We start from the raw sequence: 21,066 nt of genomic DNA on the forward strand, positions 1-21,066 counted from the left end.
GTGCGACATGAACGAACCGCCACCGCCCGGATCGGGCAACGTGTCCACGGACGTCGCGCTCGACCCCGTCGTGGCGATCATCGAGGGTGCCGGCCACCAAGCCGACCCCCGGGTGGTCGAATGCGCCGCCGCGGCGGCCGCCGCGCATGCGCAACGACTCGAGGACCGCCGCGCCGATGGTGCTGCGGTCAACCGAAGCACCTTCTTGTGGGCGCTCGGGCGAGGCGACGACATGGTCCGAGCCGCACTCGAGCAGAACTCGGTTCGGGTCGAGGCATTGCAGAACCTGCTCGGGATCAGGGCGGAGCAGCGTCCGCTCACCGGTACGTACGCGCTGGCGGAGGACCTGGAGCGAGCTCTGCGGAACTTCGTCGAGCCCACCCGGGGCATGGGGCTCATGCTCACCCCGTGGTCGATGGGGGTGGCGGTCCTCCAGGACGTCGTGGCCAACGGAGGCCTGCTCGGGGACCGGCTGCGTCGGCTGGGGACGAGCGCCGAGGCCGTGCTGGCGACCCTCCGCAGCCTCCTGCTCGAGGCCTCCGGACCACCTGACGGTGCGCTGGACTTCCTGACCCTCATGCGCGACATTCCCCCACGCCGGTTCGGGGTGGTGCTGCCCCCGGGGGAGGCCGAGCCGAGACCCTATGTGCCCCGTGACGTCGACCGCGAGCTGCGCCGACAGCTGCAGGAGCAGCTGCCCGTCGTCACCGTCGTGGCGCCCGCAACGAGCGGAGCGATCCGTACCGTGTACGAGGCGCTTCGTGCCGAACGCGCGAATGACCGCGTGCTCCTGCTCCACGAGTGGCTCGAGGGGCGCACGGGTGAGCGCCAGCCTCGACACGAGGACATCGAGCGGCGCATGGTCAACGGCGCCGACGTGGTGTGGGTGCGCAACCTCGGAGAACTGGTTCTGCTCCACCCCGCGCTCGAGGGCTGGTTCCGGTCACATGATGACATCACCCCGACGATCGTGAGCATCGTCCGTCCGGACTTCGAGGAGCAGGCGCGGGGGCTGGGTCTCCTGTCGGACACCGCGGTTCGGCTCGGCGTGCAGCTCTCGGAGCCGGAGCAGCAGCGGGCCGAGAGGCTCTACGAGGGCGAGGTCACGGCGGCGTCCGCGCTCGCGGCCGCGAGCGTTCGGCGTTTGGGCGGCGTGCGGGCCACCTATGCCGCCGACTCGGCCAGGGCCGAGCTGCTCGACGAGGCCAGCGACGACCTCGACATCCGCGCCGACGTCGACATGATCGCCAAGCTCATCGCGTCGAAGAACGTCACGCCTCCCCTGTCGATGGGCCTCTTCGGGCCGTGGGGGTCGGGGAAGAGCTTCCTCATGCGGCAGGTCCGGCTGCGCATCGCCGACCTGTCCCGCCGCTCCCGCGAGGGGGTGACCAGCGGAGCCGAGACGGGCTACCTGCGCGAGGTCGTGCCCGTCGAGTTCAACGCGTGGCAGTACGCCCATGGCACGGCGCTGTGGGCCGCGCTCATCAACCGCGTCTTCGAGCAGATCCAGGAGCAGCTGAGCAACGACGCGCGCTACCAGAAGGTGCTGCAGGACCTCGCCGACAAGGACATCGGTGTCGCCCAGGCGCGCCAGCGTCTCGAGGCGGCGCAGGCAGTCGTCGAGGACTCGCGTCCGGCTGCGGCCGACCGCGTCATCAAGGTCGTCGCCCAGGAGCACGCCCTGGGCGAGGACTCCACGAAGCAGATCAAGGAGGGCCTCGACCTCGACGTGGCGAAGCAACAGGTGAGCGACCTCAAGACGGAGTACGACCGCCTCATGACCACCGGGTCACGGCTGCGCAAGGGGTGGGCGACCGCGTCCGATCGGCGCAAGGCACTCGTCTTCGGCCTCGCGGTCACCGGCCTCGCGCTCGTGGTGCTCTGCCTGCTCGTCCCGGCGGCGCTGGGCCAGCTCGCGGCCCTCGCGACGGCAGCCGTGTCGCTCGTCGGTGCGGTGGTGCAGGTGCTCAGGCCGGTCAACCAGGGGCTCGAGCAGGCAGTCAAGGTGCTCCGGGCGGACGACGCCGACAAGGAGAAGCTCCAGCGCGCGCGCGACGAGCTCGACCGCGCCACGAAGGAGCTGACCGCCGCCCGGGCGTCCGGTCTGGCCGGGCTCTACGGATTCGTCAGCGACCGCAGCAGTGCGGCGGAGTACCGCCAACAGCTCGGCATGGCACCGATGATCCGCGACGATCTCGAGCGCCTCGCGGAGCTGTCGCGCAGGGCGGAGGGCATCGACGGGATCGACCGGATCGTCATCTTCATCGATGACCTCGACCGCTGCCCGGCGGAGGAGGTCGTCCGTGTCCTCGAGGCGGTCAACCTGCTGTTCGGGTTCGAGCTGTTCGTCGTCGTGGTAGCGGTCGACTCCCGCTGGCTCATGCGCTCGCTGCTGAGCAAGTTCAGCGAGGCCTTCGACGCGGACGACGCCTCGGCACCGACACCTCAGAACTACCTTGAAAAGATCATCCAGATCCCGTTCTGGGTGCAGCCGATGCGGCCGACGGGCTTCGGCAAGCTCGTCACCAGCCTCGCCGGGGAGGTGGACGTCTGGCAGCGCAACGGTAGCGACGCCGACGGCGACGGAGCCGGTGGGAGCGGCTCTGCGGACGGGGGCACACGCGCTGACGGCGTGGACCTCATGCCGGGGGTCTCCTGGCCCGGCCGCGAGAGAGGCGAGGACGGACACCTCACGGACGCGCTGCGGGAGGCGGACGTGGCCGGGGTGACACCCGACCTCGGTCAGGCCGCGGGCGTGGGCGAGGTCCCCGATGAAGCGGTCGAGGAGGCCGAGCCGGAGGACCTCAACCCCGCTGCTCTGCGCCTCACCTCCGACGAGCGGGATCTCATGAAGAAGTTCCTCCCGCTCGTCGAGACCCCGCGGGCCGTCAAACGGTTCATCAACACGTACCAGCTGCTGCGCGTCTCCGTCGACGATGTCGACGGCTTCCTGGAGCGACGGGAGTTCGAGCCCGTGCTGCTTCTCCTGGCTCTCATGACCGGGACGGTGGGGCTGTCCGATGACCAGATCCGGGAGGTGGCCTCGATGACCGAGACTGACTTCGCGACGTTCCTCAACCCGCCCACGGGTGCGGAGCCGGAGGCCTCCACCCTGCCGCGGGCCGGCTGGGAGCGGGTCGCCGCCGCCTGCACCGGGCTGCCGATGAGCACCCTGACCCCGGTGCTCATTAGGGAATGGCTCCCGCGGGTGGCGCGCTACTCGTTCCACCCCGTGGAGGGGTGAGGATCCGCCGAGAGCCGGGCAGGAGGGGCCGATCGGAGGTACCCCGTGCGGGAGGTGCCTTTGCTGCGAGATGTGACGCAAAGGCGCGTCGGCGCAGACCACGTGAACGGGCGTCGAACCCAGAGCCGGCCACCTCGTGGCCGCCCGCCACGGCCGCGGGCGACTGCACTGATCCGGGCCGGGGGCGGTGACAGGGGTCGGTCGTAGCATCCGGGGATGGAGTTCCGATTCACCGCTCCACTGTGGGAGTGGAGTGCTCAGGGCGGGTGGTTCTTCGTCACCCTGCCCACGGACGCGGCGGACGACATCGCCGAGATCCACCGCGCGGCACGGGGCTTCGGCTCGGTGCGCGTGCAAGTGGTCGTGGGGCGCACCACGTGGTCCACGTCGGTCTTCCCGGACACGAAGCTGGGCAGCTACGTCCTCCCTGTCAAGAAGGCGGTGCGCTCGGCCGAGGATCTCGCGGTCGGCGACGCGGTCGACGTCGCGCTCGAGGTCCTCGACAGCTGATCGTCGCGCCAGACGTGGGCGGAGATGTGTCGCAGGCGATGTGGCCAAAGTTCGAGTCAGAGCGCGGTGGCAGGCGGCCGTCGTGCTGGCGCTCAGCCGGCAGGGAGCTGAAGGGTGAAGCGGCAGCCCGGACCGGCGTTCTCCACGTGGACGGACCCTGCGTGGGCGTCCGCGACGCCGCGGACGATGGCCAGCCCCAGCCCTGCTCCCCCGGCGTCCGGCGTGCGGGCGTCGCTCCCGCGCCACCCCGTCTCGAAGACTCGGGCGAGCTGGTCCTCGGGGATACCACCGCAGCCGTCGGCCACGGTGACCACCGCACGCTGGCTCTGTTGACCCGGCTCTCGGCGTCCGTGAACTCCGACCTCGACCCGACCGCCGCGCGGCGTGTGCCGGATGGCGTTGACGAGGAGGTTGCCGACGGCCCGTCCCACCTCCCGGGCGTCGACGACGGCGGTCACGGACTCGGTCACGCCGTCGACGGTCACCCCGGCCTCGTCAGCCAGTGGTTGCGCCGCGGCGACCGCATCGGACACGAGGTCGGTGAGGCTGACCGCGTCGCGTCGGAGTCTCAGCTCCGGAGACTGGAGCCGCGACAGGGCCAGAAGGTCGTCGACCATCGCGTCCATGCGGTCGATGTCGGCTCGGAGTCGATGGAGGTATGCCGTCGGGTCGGCTACCAGCCCGTCCTCCAGGGCCTCGGCGATCGCTCGCATGCCGGCCAGTGGTGTCCGTAGGTCGTGGGACACCCACGTCACGAGCTCGCGTCGCTGGGCCTCGACCTCCTGCTCGCGCAGGCGCTCCATCTCCGAGCGGGCCGCAGCGCGGTTGAGCGAGTGGACGCGCACGGCGATCACCAGGCCCACCCCGAGCGCCACGGGCACGGCAGCGGCGAGCACGAGCAGCATGGTCGTGGAGTCACCCGGGTCGAGGAACATCGCCCGCGAGCTGGCCCACACACCCGCCGCGAGGGAGAGCACGACGACCAGTGGAGCGCCGGCCGCAGCGACGACGACCCGGCGACGGGCCGCCGCGAGCACCACGGCCGCGCCGACGATCCCGAGGACGAAGGTGACTCCGGCGGCGAGCCCGACCGCGTCGAGGGACAGCCCGCTCATGGTTGGGGGTCCCAGCGGTAGCCGACCCCGAACACGGTGACGAGGCGGCTGGGCATCGAGGGTGTCCGCTCGACCTTCTCCCGCAGTCGGCGGACGTGCACCGTCACCGTCGACGGGTCGCCGAAGTCCCACCCCCACACCTCGGTCATGAGGCGCTCCCGCCGGAACGCCTCCCCCGGGTGCTTGAGGAACCATGCCAGCAGGTCGAATTCGCGGGCGGTGAGGGTGAGCTCTGCGCCGGCGAGCTCCACCCGGTGGGCCACCTGGTCGAGCCGCAGGTCCCCATCGACGAGGATGCCGGGCCCGTCGCCGACCCCCGCAGTCACCGCCGCGGTCGCGTCGCCCGTCGTTGCCGGACCGGTGGGCGCCGTCGCGCGCCTGAGGACGGACTGGACGCGCAGGACGAGCTCGCGCGGGCTGAACGGCTTGGTGACGTAGTCGTCCGCGCCGACCTCGAGGCCGAGGATGCGGTCCTCCTCCTGGCCGCGGGCGGTGAGCATCACCACCGGCAGCCCGGGCGTGCGCTGGCGCAGCTGACGGCACACCTCGATGCCGTCCATCCCCGGGAGCATGAGGTCCAGCACGACCGCAGCGGGTACGACGGCGCTCGCCGCGGCGACAGCGGCAGGTCCGTCACCGGCATACGAGGTCTCGAAGCCGGCACGCTCCAGGTAGGCGCGCACCACTCCGGCGACAGTGGCGTCGTCGTCGACGACGAGCACGAGGGGCACCTCGTCAGGATAGGCGGGCGCTGCACGCCGACCGAGGGTCTGCGCAGCACGTCACCAGCTCGTAAGCACGGGGTAAGCCGGCCGTCATGGTCACCGGGCGTGCCTCTGCCCTTGACTCGAAGGGAGCCGGTCAACAGGCCGGACACCCTCCCTTCCTTCGAGGTGAATTCCCGTGTTCCACAAGCGCATTCGTCACAGCATCGGAACCCTGACCGGCGCCGGTCTCGCCGTCGCCGGGCTCGGCCTGGCTCTCGCGGCGCCCGCATCGGCCGGTGTCAGCGGCCCCGCCTTCTACGTCGACGGAACGTGGTACCGCACCGTCGCCACACCGACCGACCTGTCCGGCACGGGCGCTCCGGCGCACAGCTTCGACACGATCTACTCCCTCGGCGTCCAACCGAGCATCGCGACCGCTGCGCCCGGCGACCGCGACTACAACGGTGGCCGCTGGGTGGTGCACGCGGTGAGCCTGCCCCACGGCTACGCGGCAGCGCTGGACTCCGGCGACCTCGACGGGGACGGCGTCCTCACGTCCGACACCGAGCTCATGGCCGCCATGATGGCCGGCGACGCCGTCGACGCGGGCGCCGTGAAGTACTTCGTCTGCACCGTGAACAAGCTCCCGGCCGGCCAGCGCTGACCTCCGGACCGGATGAACGCGAGCCCTGCTCGTCCGCGGCCGGTCGATGGCCGCGGACGAGCAGGTTCACGCAGGCTCAGAGGGAGCCGGTGCGCCAGGGGCCGATGATCGCGAAGGTGATGCCGGGGCTCTGGGCATTCGCGAAGAGCCAGTTGCCGGCCTTGGGGTCGAAGACCGAGCCGCACCACTCCGAACCGGTGTAGTCGCCCGGCGCCACGCTCTTGCCGGGGACGCCGCCCTGCGGGATGACGACCTGGTTGAGTGCGAACGGGAAGATCTCTCCGTCCTGGGTCAGGCCGTGGAGGTACTCGCCGCTGCTGCCGTCCTCGCAGAGGACGATGCCGCCGCGCGGGGAGACGCAGATGTTGTCGGGGTTGTTGAGGACCGACGCGTCCGGGGAGGCGAAGAGCACCTTCATCGTCTCGGTGGCCGGGTCGTACTCGAAGACCTGGCCCTGGCCCTTCGGGCCACCACTCGTCGAGACGACGTAGGCGCGGTCGTTGCCCCACCAGATGCCCTCGAGGCGCTTGAAGACCGCGGCACCCTTGGCCTGACCTTGGAGCGCCGGGCGCAGCTCGCCCGGCGCGTAGTCGGGGTTGTCGATCGTGACCCACGAGGTGCGGTACTCGGTGCCGGTGGGGTCGCTGTAGGTGTTGTAGGAGACCCCACCGTTCTCGATGACCATCATCTGCAGCTCGCCACCGGCGGCGAGGTCACGCCGCACCCTGGGCAGGTAGCGGTAGAGACCGGACGGCGTCGCGTCCTCGGTGAGGTAGACGATGTCGGTGCTCGGGTCGACGCAGACGGCCTCGTGGCTGAAGCGACCCATCTGGGTGAGCGCCTCACCGGTGCCCTGCCCTTCGGCCGGGACCTCGAACACGTAGCCGTGGCGGGTGCCGTCCGGAGCGATCTCGGTCGTCTCCTCGCAGCTGAGCCACGTGCCCCACGGCGTGGTGCCGCCGGCGCAGTTGCGGATGGTGCCGCCGAGGCTCGGCTTGGTCGAGAGGAACTGGCCGGCGTCTCCGTCGAAGACGAGGGTGGTCGTGCCGCCGCGGGCGGACGGGTTGTATGCCGGCGTGCCGGCGATGGCGCCCGTGTAGCCGCCGCGCTCGTGGTTGCGCACGATCGCCGTGGTGCCGTCGGGGCGGATGAAGGCGCCCATGCCGTCGTGGGCGCTGGGGGTCGGGTTGCCGTCGTCCATGGCGTCACCGGTCCAGCCGTACGAGAGGTACTCGAAGCCGCGCGGGAGCCGCAGCAGCTCCAGTCCGGTCGTCTGGTCCTTGACCGGGAAGAGCGGGCCGTAGTCGGGGCTGAAGGGTGCGCGCGCCATCGGCGCTGCGCCGGCGGTGCGGGCACCGAGGGCCTGGAGCGGGCCGAGGGCGGCCAGGGCAGCGAGACCACCCGTGAGGGCGGTGCGGCGGTCGATGCCGCGGGAGTCGGTGGGGCGAACGTCGGTCATGGAGAACCTCTCGGAGCTGTCAGGGAGCGTGCACCGTCAGCCAACCGGGTCGTTCGCCGCGCCGGACAACGTCCGCATGGCCATCGGGCGGCGAGGAGGTGGCCGGGGGCCATCCCTGACGTGCCGGCCCCGCTCCGGCAGCGGGCCCACCCGGTTCGCGGGCGCTCAGTCGAAGGCGGGCAGCCCGCGGCGTCGCCCGAAGAGGAAGTAGGCGAACGGGCCGATCGTGTTGACGAAGGTCGCGCCGACCCAGGCCCACTTCGGGCCCTTGACCTCCTCGGGCGCGCGGCGGCGCAGGTCACGCAGCGCGGCTCCCTGCAGCGTCAGCTGTAGCGCGCCGCCGAGCACGACGAGACGGCGCTGGGTCGGGGTGAGTTGGGACCAGGACTTCTTGGGCATGACGGGTCGCTCCTGTCGGTCGGGTTCGTCCGGGTCCAGCCCACCCGAGCTGGTGCGGGCGCGGCAGGGCCGGAGGTCCCGAGGAGACGGTGCGTGGCGGTACGTGACGACGTGGAGAGACGGAGCCGACTGCACCCGAGTGTGGTGACCGCTGTCGTTGCCGACTCGGTGTGTACTGGGCTCGCCCCGTGCCCGGCCCTGATCGGCAACCGCTGGAGAACTTCACCATGACGACCGCGCCCAAACCCCTCCCCCTGTACCGCCGGCCGTCCGAGCTTGGCCGCAGGCTGGTCGGCGCGGTGGTCGCGTTCGTCCTCAAGGCCTACGGAGCGGCGGCGGCCCTCAGCGTGGTCCTGAGCAGCTCAGAGACGGTGGGCGGCAAGGCCTACGACGCGGTCCACGCCGTCCCCAACCTCACCGAGCGCCTCGGACAGGCGAAGTACGTCGTCGAGCACCGCGAGCAGGTCCAGGCCACCCTCGACTACGCCCGCGACCATGCACCCGACCCCGAGGAGCTCGACGCTGCAGTGCAACGGAGCTCCGAGACCGCTCAGCGCATCAGCGCGACGTTCGACGAAGTCACCGCGGCCAAGGATGCCCTGCTGGGCGTCCGCCCGAACAACGTCCTCGGGAACGGCCCGAAGGCCATTGAGCACGTCAAAGCAGCGTGGGCTGGCAGGCCCTCACTCGACTCGATCGGGGATCTCGCGGACGAGGCACAGAATGCGACGGCCTTCCTCACGCAGCTCAACCTCCAGGATCCAGTCGTCCGCAAGATCTACGGCGACCTGCGCAGCGTCCTCGACAACTTCGCGAGCGACGAGGTCGCCGCCACCCTCGGCGTCATGGCGGCGGCGCTCGCGCTTGCGTGGGTCGTGAGCACGGCGGTCGGCTTCTGGAGTCGCCGGGGCAGGCCGGGGTTCATCGCAGGGACCCTCCAGCGCTGGGGCGCGCGGCGCTTCAAGCCCTGGTATGCCGGGAACCTGGAGTACGCCATGGGCGGACCGATGTACGCCGTGGCCCGGGAGCGCATCCAGCAGGACCTCGTCGAGGACCCCGCAACGACGCTTGATCCCGAGGCGCTCGCCGAGCTCGAGCGATGGTTCGAGCGCCGGCGCGCCGTCACCTCTGCCTGGTCCGCAGCCGACTGAACCCCATCAGGCATCTCGCAGCACGCGATTGAACCGTCGCGCAGCGAGGATTCCCACGACGGCGAGCATGCTGACGAGCAGCACTTGGTATGCCGTGTGCGCACCTGTCCGTGCCGGGTCGGAGTAGCCGCCGTCGAAGAATCCCGAAACGATGCAGACCGGTTCGACGAGCGCGAGCAGCGCGCTCGCGACGAGGGCCGGCCGGCGGCGACGTCCGGATGCCACCCAGGCGGCGACGAGCTGGGCGAGCATCATCGGGACCGGGATCGACAGCCGGCCGGTGGGTCCCATGGCGTCGAACAGGGTCTCGGCCAATCCTCCCGTGACGGAGACGACCGCGCCGCCGACGGACACGGCGGCCAGAACGACGGTGGCGACGAGGGCTCGGCGGTCAGGGGCAAGGGCGCGGTCCGAGGTTCTGAGTCCGCCCGGGGTCTCGGGTCGCTCGACGATGGGGGCTGTGCGTGTGCTGGTCATGCAGCCAGAGTCCCGGTGGGCGCTTGAGCCCGGCTTGAGTGCGGCTGACGCCAAAGCGGCCACCCCGCATCGGCAACCTCAGTAGCGTGGCGGCGTGCCGGAGCAGGTGCAGGTCAGCGTCCTCGGGGCGACCGCGCTCGAGGGGCCGGACGGGCCCGTCGACATCGCGGCGCGCAAGCGCCGAGCGCTCCTTGCCGCCCTGGCGCTCGACCTCGGGTCGGTCGTCTCCGCGGACCGGCTCGTCGAGCTCATGTGGGGTGACGACGCTCCGCCCGGAGCGTTCGGCACGCTGCACTCGTACGTCTCGAGCCTGCGCCGTCTGCTCGAACCCGGGCTGCAGCCGCGCGCGCGGCCGACGATCCTGCTCACCTCGGACGAGGGCTACCGACTGGCGCTCCCCCGGGAGGCAGTCGACGCGACGGCGTTCGTCGACGAGGTGCGCTCACGCCACCGGGTCCTCGACCCCCTCGCCTCACAGCTCACGACCGGACCGGATAACAGCTGGCCCACCCGCGCCGAGGTCGAGGAGCAGGTCGAGGGACTCGAGCAGGTGCTGCGGACCTGGCGCGGCACTCCCTACACCGACCTCGGCGACCACCCCGACGTCCTCGCCGAGCGCACTGCCCTCACCGGACTGCGCACCACGGCCAGCGACGACCTGGCGCTCGGGCTGCTCGCCCTCGGCGAGCACGCCACGGTCCTCGCGCTGACCGAGCAGTCGACCGTTCGCGACCCCATGCGCGAGCGGGGCTGGTCCCTGCACGCCCTGGCGCTCGCCCGCGCGGGCCGGCAGGCGGAGGCGCTCGACGCGATCCGACGGCTGCGTCGGCTCCTCGACGACGAACTCGGGCTCACTCCAAGCCCAGAGGTCCGAGACCTCGAGACCGCTCTCCTGCAGCAGGATCCGGCCGTCCTCGGCGGGTGGCTCGCCCCGGAGTCGTCCCCCACGACATCGACCCGGCCGGCGACCACCACCCCCGCCCCCATGCCACCGACGTCGTCACCCCTCGATCCAGCCGACAGGCCCCTCGTCGGGCGCTCGCGCGAGCGCGAGGTCATCGGCCACCTGCTCGAGGGGGTGGCAGCGGGACGGCCAAGCACCTTGCGGATCATCGGCGAGGCCGGCGCCGGCAAGTCCCGCCTCGTCGAATGGGCCGTGGGAGAGGCGACCAGCCGTGGCATGGGCGCTGCGGTCGGCACCTGTTCCGCCGACGAAGGAGCCCCACCCCTCTGGCCGTGGCGGCAGGTCCTCACGGGTCTCAGGCTCCCTGCGCCGCCGGAGCTCACCGCGGCCCTCTCGGGCGACCTCCCGGCCGACTCCCCGTCGGATGACGGCGCCCGGGGCTCTCGCGGGGCCAACGTCGCCGTCGCCGAGCGCGCGTTCGCGACCCATGACGCCATCGCCCGATCCCTGCGCGAGGCGGCTCAGGACTGTCCCTTGCTCGTGGTGCTCGACGACCTGCACTGGGCGGACACCTCGACCCTGCGCTGCCTCGCGCACGTCGTCGCCAGCCTCGTCCCCGGTGACCGGATCGCCCTCGTCGCGACCCGACGCCCCATCGCGACCGGCAGCCCCGGACTGGCTGAGCTCGATGCGACGCTCGCCCGTCACGGCGTGGTGACGCTCGAGATCGAGGGTCTCGGCGCCGAGGAGGCACATGACCTCGTCGACTCGATCCTCGGTGAGCACACCGATGCCGGGGTCGTGGAGGACTGGCGGGCCCGCACCGACGGCAACCCCTTCTTCCTCGTCGAGCTGGCTCGCCTCGCGGAGCACTCGGGTCGGGTCGACGGCGAGGTCCCGGAGAGCGTCCAGTCGGTGGTGCGGCACCGCATCGCGGACCTGCCGGAGGCCACGCGGGACGTCCTGCTCCTCGCCGCGGCGTTGGGGCGTCAGCACCCGCCGCTCGTGCTCGCGCGCGTCGCGGACCTCGATCCGGACGAGCTGCTCGACCGGCTCGAGCCCGCGCAGGAGGCCGGTGTCATCCACGGCCAGCAGGGGCTGCTCACCTTCGACCATGCCCTGACCCGTGACGCCGTGCTCGCCATGACCACGCAGAACCGGGTCGCCCGGACTCACGCGCGTATCGCCCGCAGCCTCGAGTCGACGCCACCCGCGCCGGCCGGCGGAGCCGAGCGCGCTTTCGACCTGGCCCGCCACTGGATCGCGGCCGGACCTCTGTATGCCGCGAACGCCTGGCCCGCGGCTGCCGCCGCCGGGGCCATCGCCGCGGACGACTTCGCCAACGTCGAGGCCGCCGACCTGTATCAAGCGGCGCTCGACGCGCACGCGGTCGACCCGTCCGGCACGACGCCCGAGCGCTACGACCTGCTCCTGCGGTTCAACGAGGTCGCGGCCCGCGCCGGCATCTGGCGCGAGGGTGTCGCCGCCGTGACGTCGGCCGTCGCCCTGGCCCGCTCGCTCGAGGACCCGGTGCGGGTGGCGGGCGCGGTCGCTGCCCTGACGCGCTACTCGGTCTGGACCCCCATGGAGCTCGGCGTCGTCGACCACGAGCTCGTCGAGGACCTGCGGGCCACGCTGGCCCGGCTGGGCCCGGGCGACTCCGTCGAGCGCTGCACCCTCATGCTCGCGCTGGCAGCCCAGCTCTACTACCAGCCCGGCTCGGACGCCGAGGTCGAGGCGCTCGTCGACGAGGGCATGGCCCTCGCGCGGCGGCTGGGCGACCCGGCGCTGCTCGCGTGGTCCGCGCGGGCGGCATACATCGCCGTGTGGCGCTGCGACCTGCTCGACCGGCGGCGGGCGCTGGCGGCGGAGGAGGTCGAGGCTGCGAGAGCCAGCGGCGACGCCGCCGCGAAGGCCGTTGCCCTCACCGGGATGGCAGGAGCCGCGCTCGAAGCCGGCGACCGTGAGGTCTGGGAGAGCGCCAGCGCCGCGGCCTTGGCCATCGCCCGTCGGCGACGCCTGTCCTTCGTTGAGTTCGCGCTCCGCTTCGTCGAGCTGGGCCTCACCGTCCTGCGTGGCGACGGCGACGAGGTCGCCATCGCCGATGAGCTGCGCGCGTTGACGGGCGTCAAGATGTCGATCCCGGCGACCGAGTACATCGAGTTCGGCATCGCCTACATCCTGGCGGGGAGGGATCCCGTCGCCGCACGGGCGCTCGCCGAGCAGATGCTCGCCGTCGACCCCGAGGTGGTCGACGACATGACCCGCACCCCGGTCCTCCACCTGCTTGCGGTCGCCGGTGAGGGTGAGCGGATCGGGCCGCTGCTGCGCGGTGCCCTGATGCCGGCGGAGGACTGGAGCGAGTCGACGGACCTGGCCACGCTGGCGGTGGGGGCAGCGGTCGCCGGTGACGTCGAGCAGTCACGCCAGGTGGCCGCCCGCCTGGGCGCCCTCTCCGGCCGGATGGCGGTCGCCGGGATCGCTAACCTCGAGGGACCGGTCGACTGCTTTCTGGCGATCGCGCTCGCTGGCTCCGGGGACACGGCTGCGGCCCGCGAGGCCGCCGACCGCGGAGAGGCGCTGGCTCGCGAGTGGGGGTTCACGGCATACCTCGAGCGGTTTGCGGAGCACCGACGCAGGCTCGGCTTCTAGGCTGCGGGCGAGCGGACGGCATACCCGGCTGAGGGGGTGCCTGTGCTGCACGACGTGACGCAAAGGCACGTCGGCGCACGACAGGTCAGGCGGACGGACCCGGCCGCGCCAGGTCGAGCTCGTCGAGCCGCGACAAGGGCAACCGGTCCGGGACCGAGCCGCGGAGGGCGCGATACGACGGGTCGCCGACAACGACGTCCTCCCCCTCACACGCGCCGTAGTACTCGTCGAGGAAGGCCCGGAGCAGGCCCCCGTCCACCTCGGCCGGCGGGGCGGCCGACGGGATCGTGATGAGCAGCAGGTCATCCACCCGCGGCGAGCCCGGACGCAGAGACGGCTGGGTATAGGGGATCGCGAGCAGGTGGCTGCCGAGCCGGTCGTAGAACCTCACCCGCGCCGATGGGTCGCCTCCGTGCTCGTGCGCCTCGTGGAAGCGAGGGTCCTCGATCTCGGCGAGCACCAGGCGGGGTTCGTGGCCGACCGCTCGACGGATCAGCCGCGACCCCAGACCCTGTCCGCGATGTCCTGACGACACGACGACGTAGGCCAGCAGGAGCAGCGAGGCGTCGAGATAGTCCTCGGTCACGAGGCCGGCCACGGGCTCCCCGTCGTCGAGGAGGAGAAGGCCCTCCGTGCCGCGCGACGCCAAGGCCTCGTCGAGCTCGTCCCACGTCATGAGCTCGGCGGGCGCGAAGGCGGGCTGCATCAGCTCGTCGTAGTAGCGGCGCAGCGCCGTGCGTGGCACCTCGGTCATAGGCACGGTCTCCATGCACTCCATGGTCTGCTCGTGAGCGGTGCTTGTCGACATCGGTGCGGTGGAGGAGCACCATCGGTGCATGGAGATCGTGCTCTTCAAGATCAGGACGCGCGCCGACATCGACGAGGCCGAGTACGAGCGGACGTTCGAGGAGATGGTGGGGATCGTCTCGGAGGTGCCGGGTTTCGTCAGCATCGACGGGTATGCCGCGGAGGACGGGACCGAGATGGCCGTCGCCGTCTTCGAGTCGGCTGAGTCCCTGGCGCACTGGCGCCGGCTCGAGGAGCACGTCCGCACGCAGGAGCGAGGGCGGGAGGAGTTCTTCGAGGCCTACGACATCACGGTGGCGACGGTGAGTCGTCACTACTCGTGGGACCGAGAGGGAGGTCGTCGGCCAGCATTCGGAGAAGCTGAGGGACCCGTGGACGGATCTCTGACATGAACGCCGAGGTCGTCTGACCCAGCTCCTCGACCTTGGGCCCGCGGGCGAACAACCGGTCGGCCAGATCGGGCACACTCAGCGAGGCCATCTCGTCGGCGAGCCCCTCGGGGTCCGGGCGTGGCCACCGTGACGTGGGCATCGAGCCGACCACTGCCTCGATGCCGCGGACGAGTGCCGCACGGTCACCGCTGTCCCGCAGCGCGAGCAGACGTTCGAGCGCTCGACCGCGGATCTCGAAGTAGAACTGCATCGTGTAGTCGTCGGGCGACTCACCCGCGTGGTGGAACAGGTAGGCGTGCAGGACCGCAGAGGCGCACTCGCGCAAGGCCGCTTCGTGATCGCCCGTCGACCACAGGCAGTCTCCTCGCAGCCGATGCAGGTTGGCGACCAGCTCGTCGTCCACGTCGTCCTCGATCTGTGCGTGGATCGCGGCCGCCCGCTCCGCACCCCGGAGGGCTTCCGCCACCCTCCCCGCCTCGAAGAGAGTGTCGGCGTGCTCGAAGACGACCCAGGCGAAGTCCCAGTTGCCCCGCATGCCCTCCAGCGTCGCCGCGGCCGACTCGTAGTGCTCGAGGGCCAGGTCGATCGTTCCCTCGTAGCGGTGGCTGTGCGCCATGAAGACGTCTATCAGCCCGGTCACCTGCCGGGTCGTGTCCAGTCCCTTGGCGGCCGCTGCCACTGCCGGGGCTGCGGCGGCGGCACCCGCGCGGCGGGAGGTGCGGCGGGCGAGGAGCCCGCAGTGGTCGAGGATGTCGTAGAGCGCTCCCCGCACCTGCTCCCAGTCCGCTGACTGATGACGGTCGTCGAACTGACGCCGGTGCTTGGCGCGGTAGGGGTAGTGGTGGCCGAAGCGTCGCAGGGCGTCGGCGAACTCCGCCATTCGAGCGTTGTCCGGCACCGTGGTGGCGAGGTCGGCCAGGTCCTCCACGAGCACGTCGCAGAAGTCGAAGTGGACGTAGTTCCCCCACCACCAGAAGGCGTCGAAGTAGATCGAGGCCACCTCGAGGTAGGACGACTCGTCCTTGGTGTTCACGAGCTGTCGTAGCCACTTGCGGAGCAGGGACTGGGTGGCCGGCTGCTCGTAGGTGAACATCTCGCCGTAGTCGGAGCGACTCTTGAGCCTCGCAAAGTAGTAGGTGGCTGCGATGCGGTGCAGCCTCGTCAGGAGGTCCGCCTCGTCGTGGCGGGCGAGCGACTCCACAAGACCCTTGGCGATGAACGGGTGCACCCTCACGTGGTAGCCGTTCTCGTCCCTGAACTCCTCGGTGAAGCTGAACGTCTCCAGGTCCTTCATCACCTCGCGCAGCCGGAAGTCCTCGTGGCCCATCTCCCGGAGGAGGTCGGCCAGCAGCTCGGCATCACAGTCGTCGGTGACGCTCACCGCCCGGAGCGCATCCCCCACGACGTCACCCTCCAGGCGCTCGACCATCCCCGAGACGACGCCGGCGATCCGGTCGTGGGGGTCGGAGGAGGACATGTCGAGGCGACCGCGCAGGTGGTCGGCCGAGAGCCCGGTGCTCCTGTCGGCCAGCAGGTCGGCGACGAGAGCGACGCCGATCGGGACGCCGCCGCTGGAGCGGTGGACGAGGGCAGCGAGTTCCGGGCCGTTGTCGGCCACCTGTCGCCGCTCGAGGTAGAGCGCCACCTCTTCCACCGTCAGCGGTGGGATCCGGACTCGCTCACCGATGCCCTCGGGCAGCTGGGTCTCGCGTCCCGGCTCGTGGGTGAGCACGACGACGGTGCGCTCGAGCTGCTGCACGACGCGGAGCAGCCAGCTCCCCAGCTCGGTGTCGATGACGCGGTCGACGTTGTCGACGAGCAGCATGATCGGGCGAGTCCGGGAGATCTCGTTGAGGCACTCGATCAGCGCGTCACTCAGGTCGATCCCGGCACTGATGATGCGTTGCACGCGCAGCTGGTCGTAGGCGGCTGCGGAGTCGTCGCCCGCAGAGGCTGAGGACTGGCCCGAGTCGCTGACGCTGGCGTGGGGCCCCACGTTCATGACGTTGGAGACGCTGATCTGGGAGGGCGTCTGCAGCTCGAGGACGGGCACCCGGGCCAGCCGCGCGGCCTCCTCGATGCGGTCGACGAGGTCGGGGCGCAGGTGCTGAACGAGGGTGCGCGCCACGCTCTTGAGGGCGTCGAAGTTCTTCAGCGCGTCGGTGTGGGTCATCCTGGAGTGGGATCGTCCGGCGTAGCCGGGCTCATAGAAGGTGAGGTCCAGGAGCACGGTGGAGTAGGCAGACTCGTGTGCGGAGTCCCGGATGCGGCGTAGCAGTGTGCTCTTGCCCATCCCCGTCGCACCGGTGACCTCGTCGGCTCGCATGGCTCGGTCGGGTTCAAGGTCGCGAACGACCCTGCGCAGCAGGTGCTCGCGGCCGACGAAGTAGGCGTCGTCGTCGCGCCTGGGCTCCATGACGTCAGGAGTGTGGGGCGCCGGAGCCGGAGCCGGGACGAAACCCGGAGCCGCCCGCGTCTGCGCTCTGACCGCTGCCGGTGACCGTGGCGCCCTCGCCGACCTCCATGCGGTTCGTCGCTGTGGAGTCGCCGCTCGCCGTCGCGCGCTGGGGTGAGTCGCTCACCCGCGCGTCTCGCGCCAGACGCATGATGTTCTCGGCTGTGCTTCCGGTGGCGTCGACCACCGACTGGGCCATCGCCACGAGCTCCTTGTCTTCGCCGGCGCCCTCGTCGGACAGCGCGAACGTGAGGGCGTCCCGCCGGTCGACGTTGTCCGGGTGCTCCTCGAGCCGTTCGACGCCCTGGGTGACGCTGCGCCGATCCGAGAACCTCGCGAGCAATGCCTTGCGCAGAGCGGAGTATGCCGCCTTGACCTCGTCCTTCACGGCGTCGCTGAGCGCGCTCCCCGCTCCCGCGACGACGGCCGCGACAATGATGCTGACCGGATCCACGTGGACCTCCCCGAGTCGACCTGCACGTCTTCGCAGTGTCGACCCACTTCTCCGGGTTGGCAAGGGACCTGTGTCTCTTCCCAAGCGCCGCACGACGACGGTCGGGACCCGAGCGTTCGAGCCTTGGCTCTCGACGCTGGCTTCGGGTGATCAGCCCGGCTGGACGGTCCACTCCGGCGGCTCGTCAGTGCCGGCCTCCTCGTCCCTCTCGGCGTCCTCGGCGGTCTGGTGGACCTTGCCCGGGGCGTGGTGTGAGGGCGCGTAGATCGCATAGAGCTTGAGCGGCTCGTCACCGGTGTTGACGACGTCGTGCCACGTGCCGGCGGGCACCTGGATGGACCAGCCGTCGCCGACCTCGGTGTCGGTGAGGTCGGCCTCGGAGGGGCCCATACGGCATACGCCCTGTCCCGCGTCGAGGCGAAGGAACTGGTCGGTCTCGGGGTGGACCTCCAGCCCGATCGCCGCGCCCGCGGGGATCGACATGAGCGTCACCTGGAGGTACTTGCCCGTCCACGCGACCGAGCGGTATGCCGTGTTGTCCTTCGTCGCCGCCTCGATGTCGAAGGCGTTGGGCTGCGGTCCGTTGTCGGTCGGGCTCATGGCGGGAGGTCCTCTCGGTCGGCTGGATCGAGCCTAGCCCCGGCGCCGTCGCCACCGTTTAGCCTTGGACGGCGGTGAGCAGCCCGCCGTAGCGGAAGGCACGCTGCTCGCGCCGGGCGTGCGAACGGCGCACCACGGCATACAGGAGCCGGAAGGGCGGACCGCCCTGGGTGAGGATGCGCTCGAGGACGTCGGCGGGGAGTCCGTCGGCGACCCAGCCGATGAGGAAGGCCGAGTCGCGCACCCGGTAGCTCCGCTCGATGGCCCGCTCCACCGCCGCGAACTCGTCGGCGCTCATGACCCGCTGGATGAGCGGCAGGACCACGGTCTCCTCGTGCTGGAGGTGGGCGCCGAGGACCTCGCGCAGCCCGGCCAGCCGGATCTCGAGGGCGTGCCGGTGGTCCTCGCAGGGGTGCTCGGCCATGGCGCGGTAGGCGGTGGTGAGCGCAGCCAGCGCGGGGTCGATCTGCGCGTGCTCGTCGCTCATCGCCGCGACCTCGGCGCGGTCCTCGGGAGTGCCGTGGGCGTTGACGGCGGAGTGGAGGACAGGCCAGTAGTGCTCGTCCTCGGCGTGGTGGTGCTCGTGCAGGACGTGGGTGAATCGGTCCCAGCGCCGGCTGATCGCCACCCAAGTGTCGACCTCGCCGAGCGGCGTCATCGCGACGGCCGCCTCGAAGCGGGCGAGGTCGCGCCGGAACGCGTGGTGCATGACGTACATCCCGGTGTGGTCGTGCGGCCCGTCTGCGACATGGGTCTGGCCGGGCAGGTTGACCTGGCCGACCTCGCTGACCCGGCTCACCGGAGTGCCGCGTCAAGAGGAGCCGGTATGCCGTCGGCTCCCGTGGCGCTCTGGGGCTGCGGCGCGAGTCCGCGCTCGTGGACGATGCGCAGGACGAACTCGGTGAAGTCGGTCGGCGGGCGGCCGAGCAGCCGCGTCGTGGCGTCGACCTCGGACTTCTTGGTCTTGATGGCGAAGCCGCGCAGAGCCTTGAACGACGACTTCCAGTCCTCGAGGCGGTAGCCGGTGAGGTGGGCGGTGAGGGCGGCATCGATCGCCTCGTCGTCCTCGCCCGCGTAGGTGACGGGGACGCCGAGCGCGTCGGACCAGGTGGCGGCGCACTCCTCGCCGGTGAGAGAGCGCGGGCCACAGACGGGGTAGGCACCGGCGGGGATCGTCGGGTCGAGCAGGACGTTGGCAACGATGTCGCCGAGGTCGCGCAGGTCAACGCGGTTGAGGCCCTTGGGGTGGGTCGGGAGGACGAACTGGCCGGCGCGGATGACGTCGAGGAGGACCTCGTCGCACTGCATGAAGTTGCCGACGCCGAGGACGACCGGGCGGGTGTCGGAGGTCTCGACCAGGTGGCCGATCGAGATCTTGCCGCGGTAGCGCGGCATCAGCCGGCCGTAGACCGTGCGCATCGCCCACCGGGCGAGCGGGTTCGAGGCGTCGATGTGGATGCCGGAGAAGACGAGGCGGGCGCCTTCGTGCTCGACGGCGTCGAGGACCGTGCGGGTGAGCTCGACCTCGTCGGCCTCGTGCGGGGAGATGTGGAAGACGGCGTCGACGCCTCGCATGGCTTCGCGGAGGGAGGCGGGGTCGCGGAGATCGCCGATGCGGAGGTCGACCTGGTCAGTGGGGCGAAGGCGGGACGGGTCGCGGACGAGTACTCGCGGCGTGACGCCGCGCTCGTTGAGACCGCGGACGACCTCACGGCCCATGAGGCCGGTCGACCCGAGGACGAGGATGGTGGGGCTGGACATCGTGTGCCTTTCGTGGACGGGTGTGTTGCTGTCCACGAGGTTGGCCTGACGGTCTTGAGTCGCCCTTGAGTGAGGCTTCAGGCCAACGAAGGCCGGGCTGCTCACGAGAGGTTGGCTACGTGCATTCACGACGATTAGTCAGGGGGCGCCCGCACCGAGCCGCACATCAACGCAAGTCCGGACCCCCAGCCTCTTTCAGCTCGTCGACAACGCTGATCACCTCGTCCGACTCATCTGCCTCCGCACCGTCCAGGTCAATCAGGTCTGTCGGCTCGGCCTCGAGGAGCTGCGGATACTTCTCCAGTAGGAACCGGCGCCGGTAAGCGAAGTTGGCTGCATCCACGATGGACTCGGCGGTGGCCCAGTTGAGGCTTCCAGCGATGACGACGCCGACTGCCGGGACCAATTTGCCCAGACCTTGTTTCGTGAGCCGAGTGGTGAACTTCTTGGCGAACGCATTGGCCACCCGAGCCACGACGGACTCGTTGAGCACGGCCCAAGTCTTGCCTCGCACCAGTGACTGGGTGAGTTGGGAGAGGTCCCGCATAGCGGCCGTCTTGGCGCCCGACGTTAGGGCCGTTCCTGCGTTGACGATCGAAAGAATGAAGAGTTTCTCGGAGGGCTCCTCCGGGTCGAAGCCATAGTGCAGGGCGATGTGCCCGACTGACCGCGAACCGATGCCCAGCATCCAAGCCGCGTCTCCGGCCATGGCACCCATGACAGCACCCGCCGATGGTGCCGCAGCAGCGCCTGCGGATGCAGCGGTGGCGACCTGCCCGCCTGTGATGACGATCGCAGACCCGACTCCGGACAGGGCAGCACTCGCTGGGTAGTACCAGCTCGCCGCGCGTCCGCGGACTGCGTCGACCTGCTCAAGATCCAAACTGCGCACGTCAGAGAGGCGCCGCACTGAATGGCCATGCTTCCTGTGCTTGGAGACCACACGCTTGGGTGACAGGCCAGCACGCGCCACCTTTGCGCCGCTTCGACGCGCTGCATGCAGGGTGGTTCCCGTCCAGTCGGGTAGGACCTCCCCAAAGGCCTTTGCACCTTGCCCCAGAGCGCGACCGCCCTTGGATGCGGCCTGCTGTCCCCTGGACACGGCCTCTTGAGCCCTCGGATGCTTTTCCAAGGCGGTAGAGGTTCGTTCCCCCAAGGCGTTGAGCCCTGATGCGGCCCTCTGACCCAGCTCGGTGACGATCCGCGTCGAAGGGCGGCCGCGGAAGCGTTGGAGCTCGGCCCACGCGTCGAGCTCGTACTCAGAAGGCTCACTCATGGCGTCACAGTAGAACGTTGACGGTTACAGCCATCTCTG

The 21,066-nt window shown here is 70.8% G+C and carries 18 protein-coding genes; 6 read left to right on the forward strand and 12 right to left on the reverse strand.

The features are described from left to right. The first annotated feature begins 7 nt into the window (after nt 1-7). Nucleotides 8-3,244: a P-loop NTPase fold protein gene (locus LL946_RS07885; RefSeq protein ID WP_404386482.1), complete on the forward strand. Its 3,237-nt coding sequence runs from the start codon at nt 8-10 to the stop codon at nt 3,242-3,244. Between the two features lie 216 nt (nt 3,245-3,460). Beyond that, nucleotides 3,461-3,754, forward strand: coding sequence for a DUF1905 domain-containing protein (locus LL946_RS07890; RefSeq protein WP_404386483.1), 294 nt, complete (start codon nt 3,461-3,463; stop codon nt 3,752-3,754). Nucleotides 3,755-3,846: 92 nt separating this feature from the next. Here LL946_RS07890 and LL946_RS07895 read toward each other — a convergent pair whose 3' ends face one another. Further along, nucleotides 3,847-4,869 (reverse strand): sensor histidine kinase, encoded by a 1,023-nt coding sequence (locus LL946_RS07895; protein ID WP_404386484.1) that lies wholly within the window; start codon nt 4,867-4,869, stop codon nt 3,847-3,849. Next, on the reverse strand, nt 4,866-5,600 hold the full coding sequence (locus LL946_RS07900; RefSeq protein ID WP_404386485.1) for a response regulator transcription factor: 735 nt from the start codon (nt 5,598-5,600) through the stop codon (nt 4,866-4,868). Before LL946_RS07900 ends, LL946_RS07895 begins: the two co-directional genes overlap by 4 nt. A gap of 172 nt (nt 5,601-5,772) precedes the next feature. Between LL946_RS07900 and LL946_RS07905 the strand changes: the two genes are divergently transcribed. Continuing rightward, nucleotides 5,773-6,240 (forward strand): hypothetical protein, encoded by a 468-nt coding sequence (locus LL946_RS07905; RefSeq protein WP_404386486.1) that lies wholly within the window; start codon nt 5,773-5,775, stop codon nt 6,238-6,240. Between the two features lie 76 nt (nt 6,241-6,316). On the opposite strand, the gene LL946_RS07910 is transcribed toward LL946_RS07905, so the two are convergent. Continuing rightward, nucleotides 6,317-7,699, reverse strand: a complete 1,383-nt coding sequence (locus LL946_RS07910) for an alkaline phosphatase PhoX (protein WP_404386487.1) — start codon at nt 7,697-7,699, stop codon at nt 6,317-6,319. A 165-nt stretch (nt 7,700-7,864) separates the two neighbouring features. Then, nucleotides 7,865-8,098, reverse strand: a complete 234-nt coding sequence (locus LL946_RS07915; protein ID WP_404386488.1) for a PLD nuclease N-terminal domain-containing protein — start codon at nt 8,096-8,098, stop codon at nt 7,865-7,867. A gap of 227 nt (nt 8,099-8,325) precedes the next feature. On the opposite strand from LL946_RS07915, the gene LL946_RS07920 reads away from it, so the two are divergent. Beyond that, complete coding sequence (locus LL946_RS07920) at nt 8,326-9,249, forward strand: hypothetical protein (RefSeq protein WP_404386489.1); 924 nt, start codon at nt 8,326-8,328, stop codon at nt 9,247-9,249. 6 nt (nt 9,250-9,255) lie between these two features. Here LL946_RS07920 and LL946_RS07925 read toward each other — a convergent pair whose 3' ends face one another. Next, on the reverse strand, nt 9,256-9,726 hold the full coding sequence (locus LL946_RS07925) for a hypothetical protein (RefSeq protein WP_404386490.1): 471 nt from the start codon (nt 9,724-9,726) through the stop codon (nt 9,256-9,258). Nucleotides 9,727-9,820: 94 nt separating this feature from the next. On the opposite strand from LL946_RS07925, the gene LL946_RS07930 reads away from it, so the two are divergent. Next, entirely contained in the window at nt 9,821-13,282 is a 3,462-nt protein-coding gene (locus LL946_RS07930; protein ID WP_404386491.1) for an ATP-binding protein, read from the forward strand. 85 nt (nt 13,283-13,367) lie between these two features. Here LL946_RS07930 and LL946_RS07935 read toward each other — a convergent pair whose 3' ends face one another. After that, nucleotides 13,368-14,051, reverse strand: a complete 684-nt coding sequence (locus tag LL946_RS07935) for a GNAT family N-acetyltransferase (protein WP_404386492.1) — start codon at nt 14,049-14,051, stop codon at nt 13,368-13,370. A gap of 67 nt (nt 14,052-14,118) precedes the next feature. On the opposite strand from LL946_RS07935, the gene LL946_RS07940 reads away from it, so the two are divergent. Continuing rightward, on the forward strand, nt 14,119-14,481 hold the full coding sequence (locus LL946_RS07940) for an antibiotic biosynthesis monooxygenase family protein (RefSeq protein WP_404386493.1): 363 nt from the start codon (nt 14,119-14,121) through the stop codon (nt 14,479-14,481). Here LL946_RS07940 and LL946_RS07945 read toward each other — a convergent pair. The 6 genes from LL946_RS07945 to LL946_RS07970 all read right to left on the reverse strand — a co-directional run bounded on the left by LL946_RS07945 (nt 14,378) and on the right by LL946_RS07970 (nt 21,027). Continuing rightward, nucleotides 14,378-16,897: an AAA family ATPase gene (locus tag LL946_RS07945; protein ID WP_404386494.1), complete on the reverse strand. Its 2,520-nt coding sequence runs from the start codon at nt 16,895-16,897 to the stop codon at nt 14,378-14,380. The genes LL946_RS07940 and LL946_RS07945 overlap by 104 nt on opposite strands. 4 nt (nt 16,898-16,901) lie before the next feature. Further along, nucleotides 16,902-17,390, reverse strand: coding sequence for a hypothetical protein (locus tag LL946_RS07950; protein ID WP_404386495.1), 489 nt, complete (start codon nt 17,388-17,390; stop codon nt 16,902-16,904). Between the two features lie 150 nt (nt 17,391-17,540). Continuing rightward, a complete protein-coding gene (locus LL946_RS07955) occupies nt 17,541-17,990 on the reverse strand; it encodes a cupin domain-containing protein (RefSeq protein WP_404386496.1) in 450 nt (149 codons plus the stop codon). A 58-nt stretch (nt 17,991-18,048) separates the two neighbouring features. Continuing rightward, on the reverse strand, nt 18,049-18,789 hold the full coding sequence (locus LL946_RS07960) for a hemerythrin domain-containing protein (protein WP_404386497.1): 741 nt from the start codon (nt 18,787-18,789) through the stop codon (nt 18,049-18,051). Then, nucleotides 18,786-19,751, reverse strand: coding sequence for an SDR family oxidoreductase (locus LL946_RS07965; protein ID WP_404386498.1), 966 nt, complete (start codon nt 19,749-19,751; stop codon nt 18,786-18,788). The genes LL946_RS07960 and LL946_RS07965 overlap by 4 nt, the downstream gene beginning before the upstream one ends. Nucleotides 19,752-19,917: 166 nt before the next feature. Then, nucleotides 19,918-21,027, reverse strand: a complete 1,110-nt coding sequence (locus LL946_RS07970; protein WP_404386499.1) for an EcsC family protein — start codon at nt 21,025-21,027, stop codon at nt 19,918-19,920. Between the last annotated feature and the right edge of the window lie 39 nt (nt 21,028-21,066).

The organism is Knoellia locipacati (assembly GCF_044791685.1).
GTDB classification, from domain to species: Bacteria; Actinomycetota; Actinomycetes; order Actinomycetales; family Dermatophilaceae; genus Knoellia; species Knoellia locipacati_A.

Excerpts from the sequence above, each read along its gene's own strand:
- LL946_RS07885 (WP_404386482.1), top strand. The coding sequence starts at position 8 with ATGAACGAACCGCCACCGCCCGGATCGGGCAACGTGTCCACGGACGTC.
- LL946_RS07890 (WP_404386483.1), top strand. The coding sequence starts at position 3,461 with ATGGAGTTCCGATTCACCGCTCCACTGTGGGAGTGGAGTGCTCAGGGC.
- LL946_RS07895 (WP_404386484.1), bottom strand. The coding sequence starts at position 4,869 with ATGAGCGGGCTGTCCCTCGACGCGGTCGGGCTCGCCGCCGGAGTCACC.
- LL946_RS07910 (WP_404386487.1), bottom strand. The coding sequence starts at position 7,699 with ATGACCGACGTTCGCCCCACCGACTCCCGCGGCATCGACCGCCGCACC.
- LL946_RS07915 (WP_404386488.1), bottom strand. The coding sequence starts at position 8,098 with ATGCCCAAGAAGTCCTGGTCCCAACTCACCCCGACCCAGCGCCGTCTC.
- LL946_RS07920 (WP_404386489.1), top strand. The coding sequence starts at position 8,326 with ATGACGACCGCGCCCAAACCCCTCCCCCTGTACCGCCGGCCGTCCGAG.
- LL946_RS07925 (WP_404386490.1), bottom strand. The coding sequence starts at position 9,726 with ATGACCAGCACACGCACAGCCCCCATCGTCGAGCGACCCGAGACCCCG.
- LL946_RS07935 (WP_404386492.1), bottom strand. The coding sequence starts at position 14,051 with ATGGAGACCGTGCCTATGACCGAGGTGCCACGCACGGCGCTGCGCCGC.
- LL946_RS07940 (WP_404386493.1), top strand. The coding sequence starts at position 14,119 with ATGGAGATCGTGCTCTTCAAGATCAGGACGCGCGCCGACATCGACGAG.
- LL946_RS07945 (WP_404386494.1), bottom strand. The coding sequence starts at position 16,897 with ATGGAGCCCAGGCGCGACGACGACGCCTACTTCGTCGGCCGCGAGCAC.
- LL946_RS07955 (WP_404386496.1), bottom strand. The coding sequence starts at position 17,990 with ATGAGCCCGACCGACAACGGACCGCAGCCCAACGCCTTCGACATCGAG.
- LL946_RS07965 (WP_404386498.1), bottom strand. The coding sequence starts at position 19,751 with ATGTCCAGCCCCACCATCCTCGTCCTCGGGTCGACCGGCCTCATGGGC.
- LL946_RS07970 (WP_404386499.1), bottom strand. The coding sequence starts at position 21,027 with ATGAGTGAGCCTTCTGAGTACGAGCTCGACGCGTGGGCCGAGCTCCAA.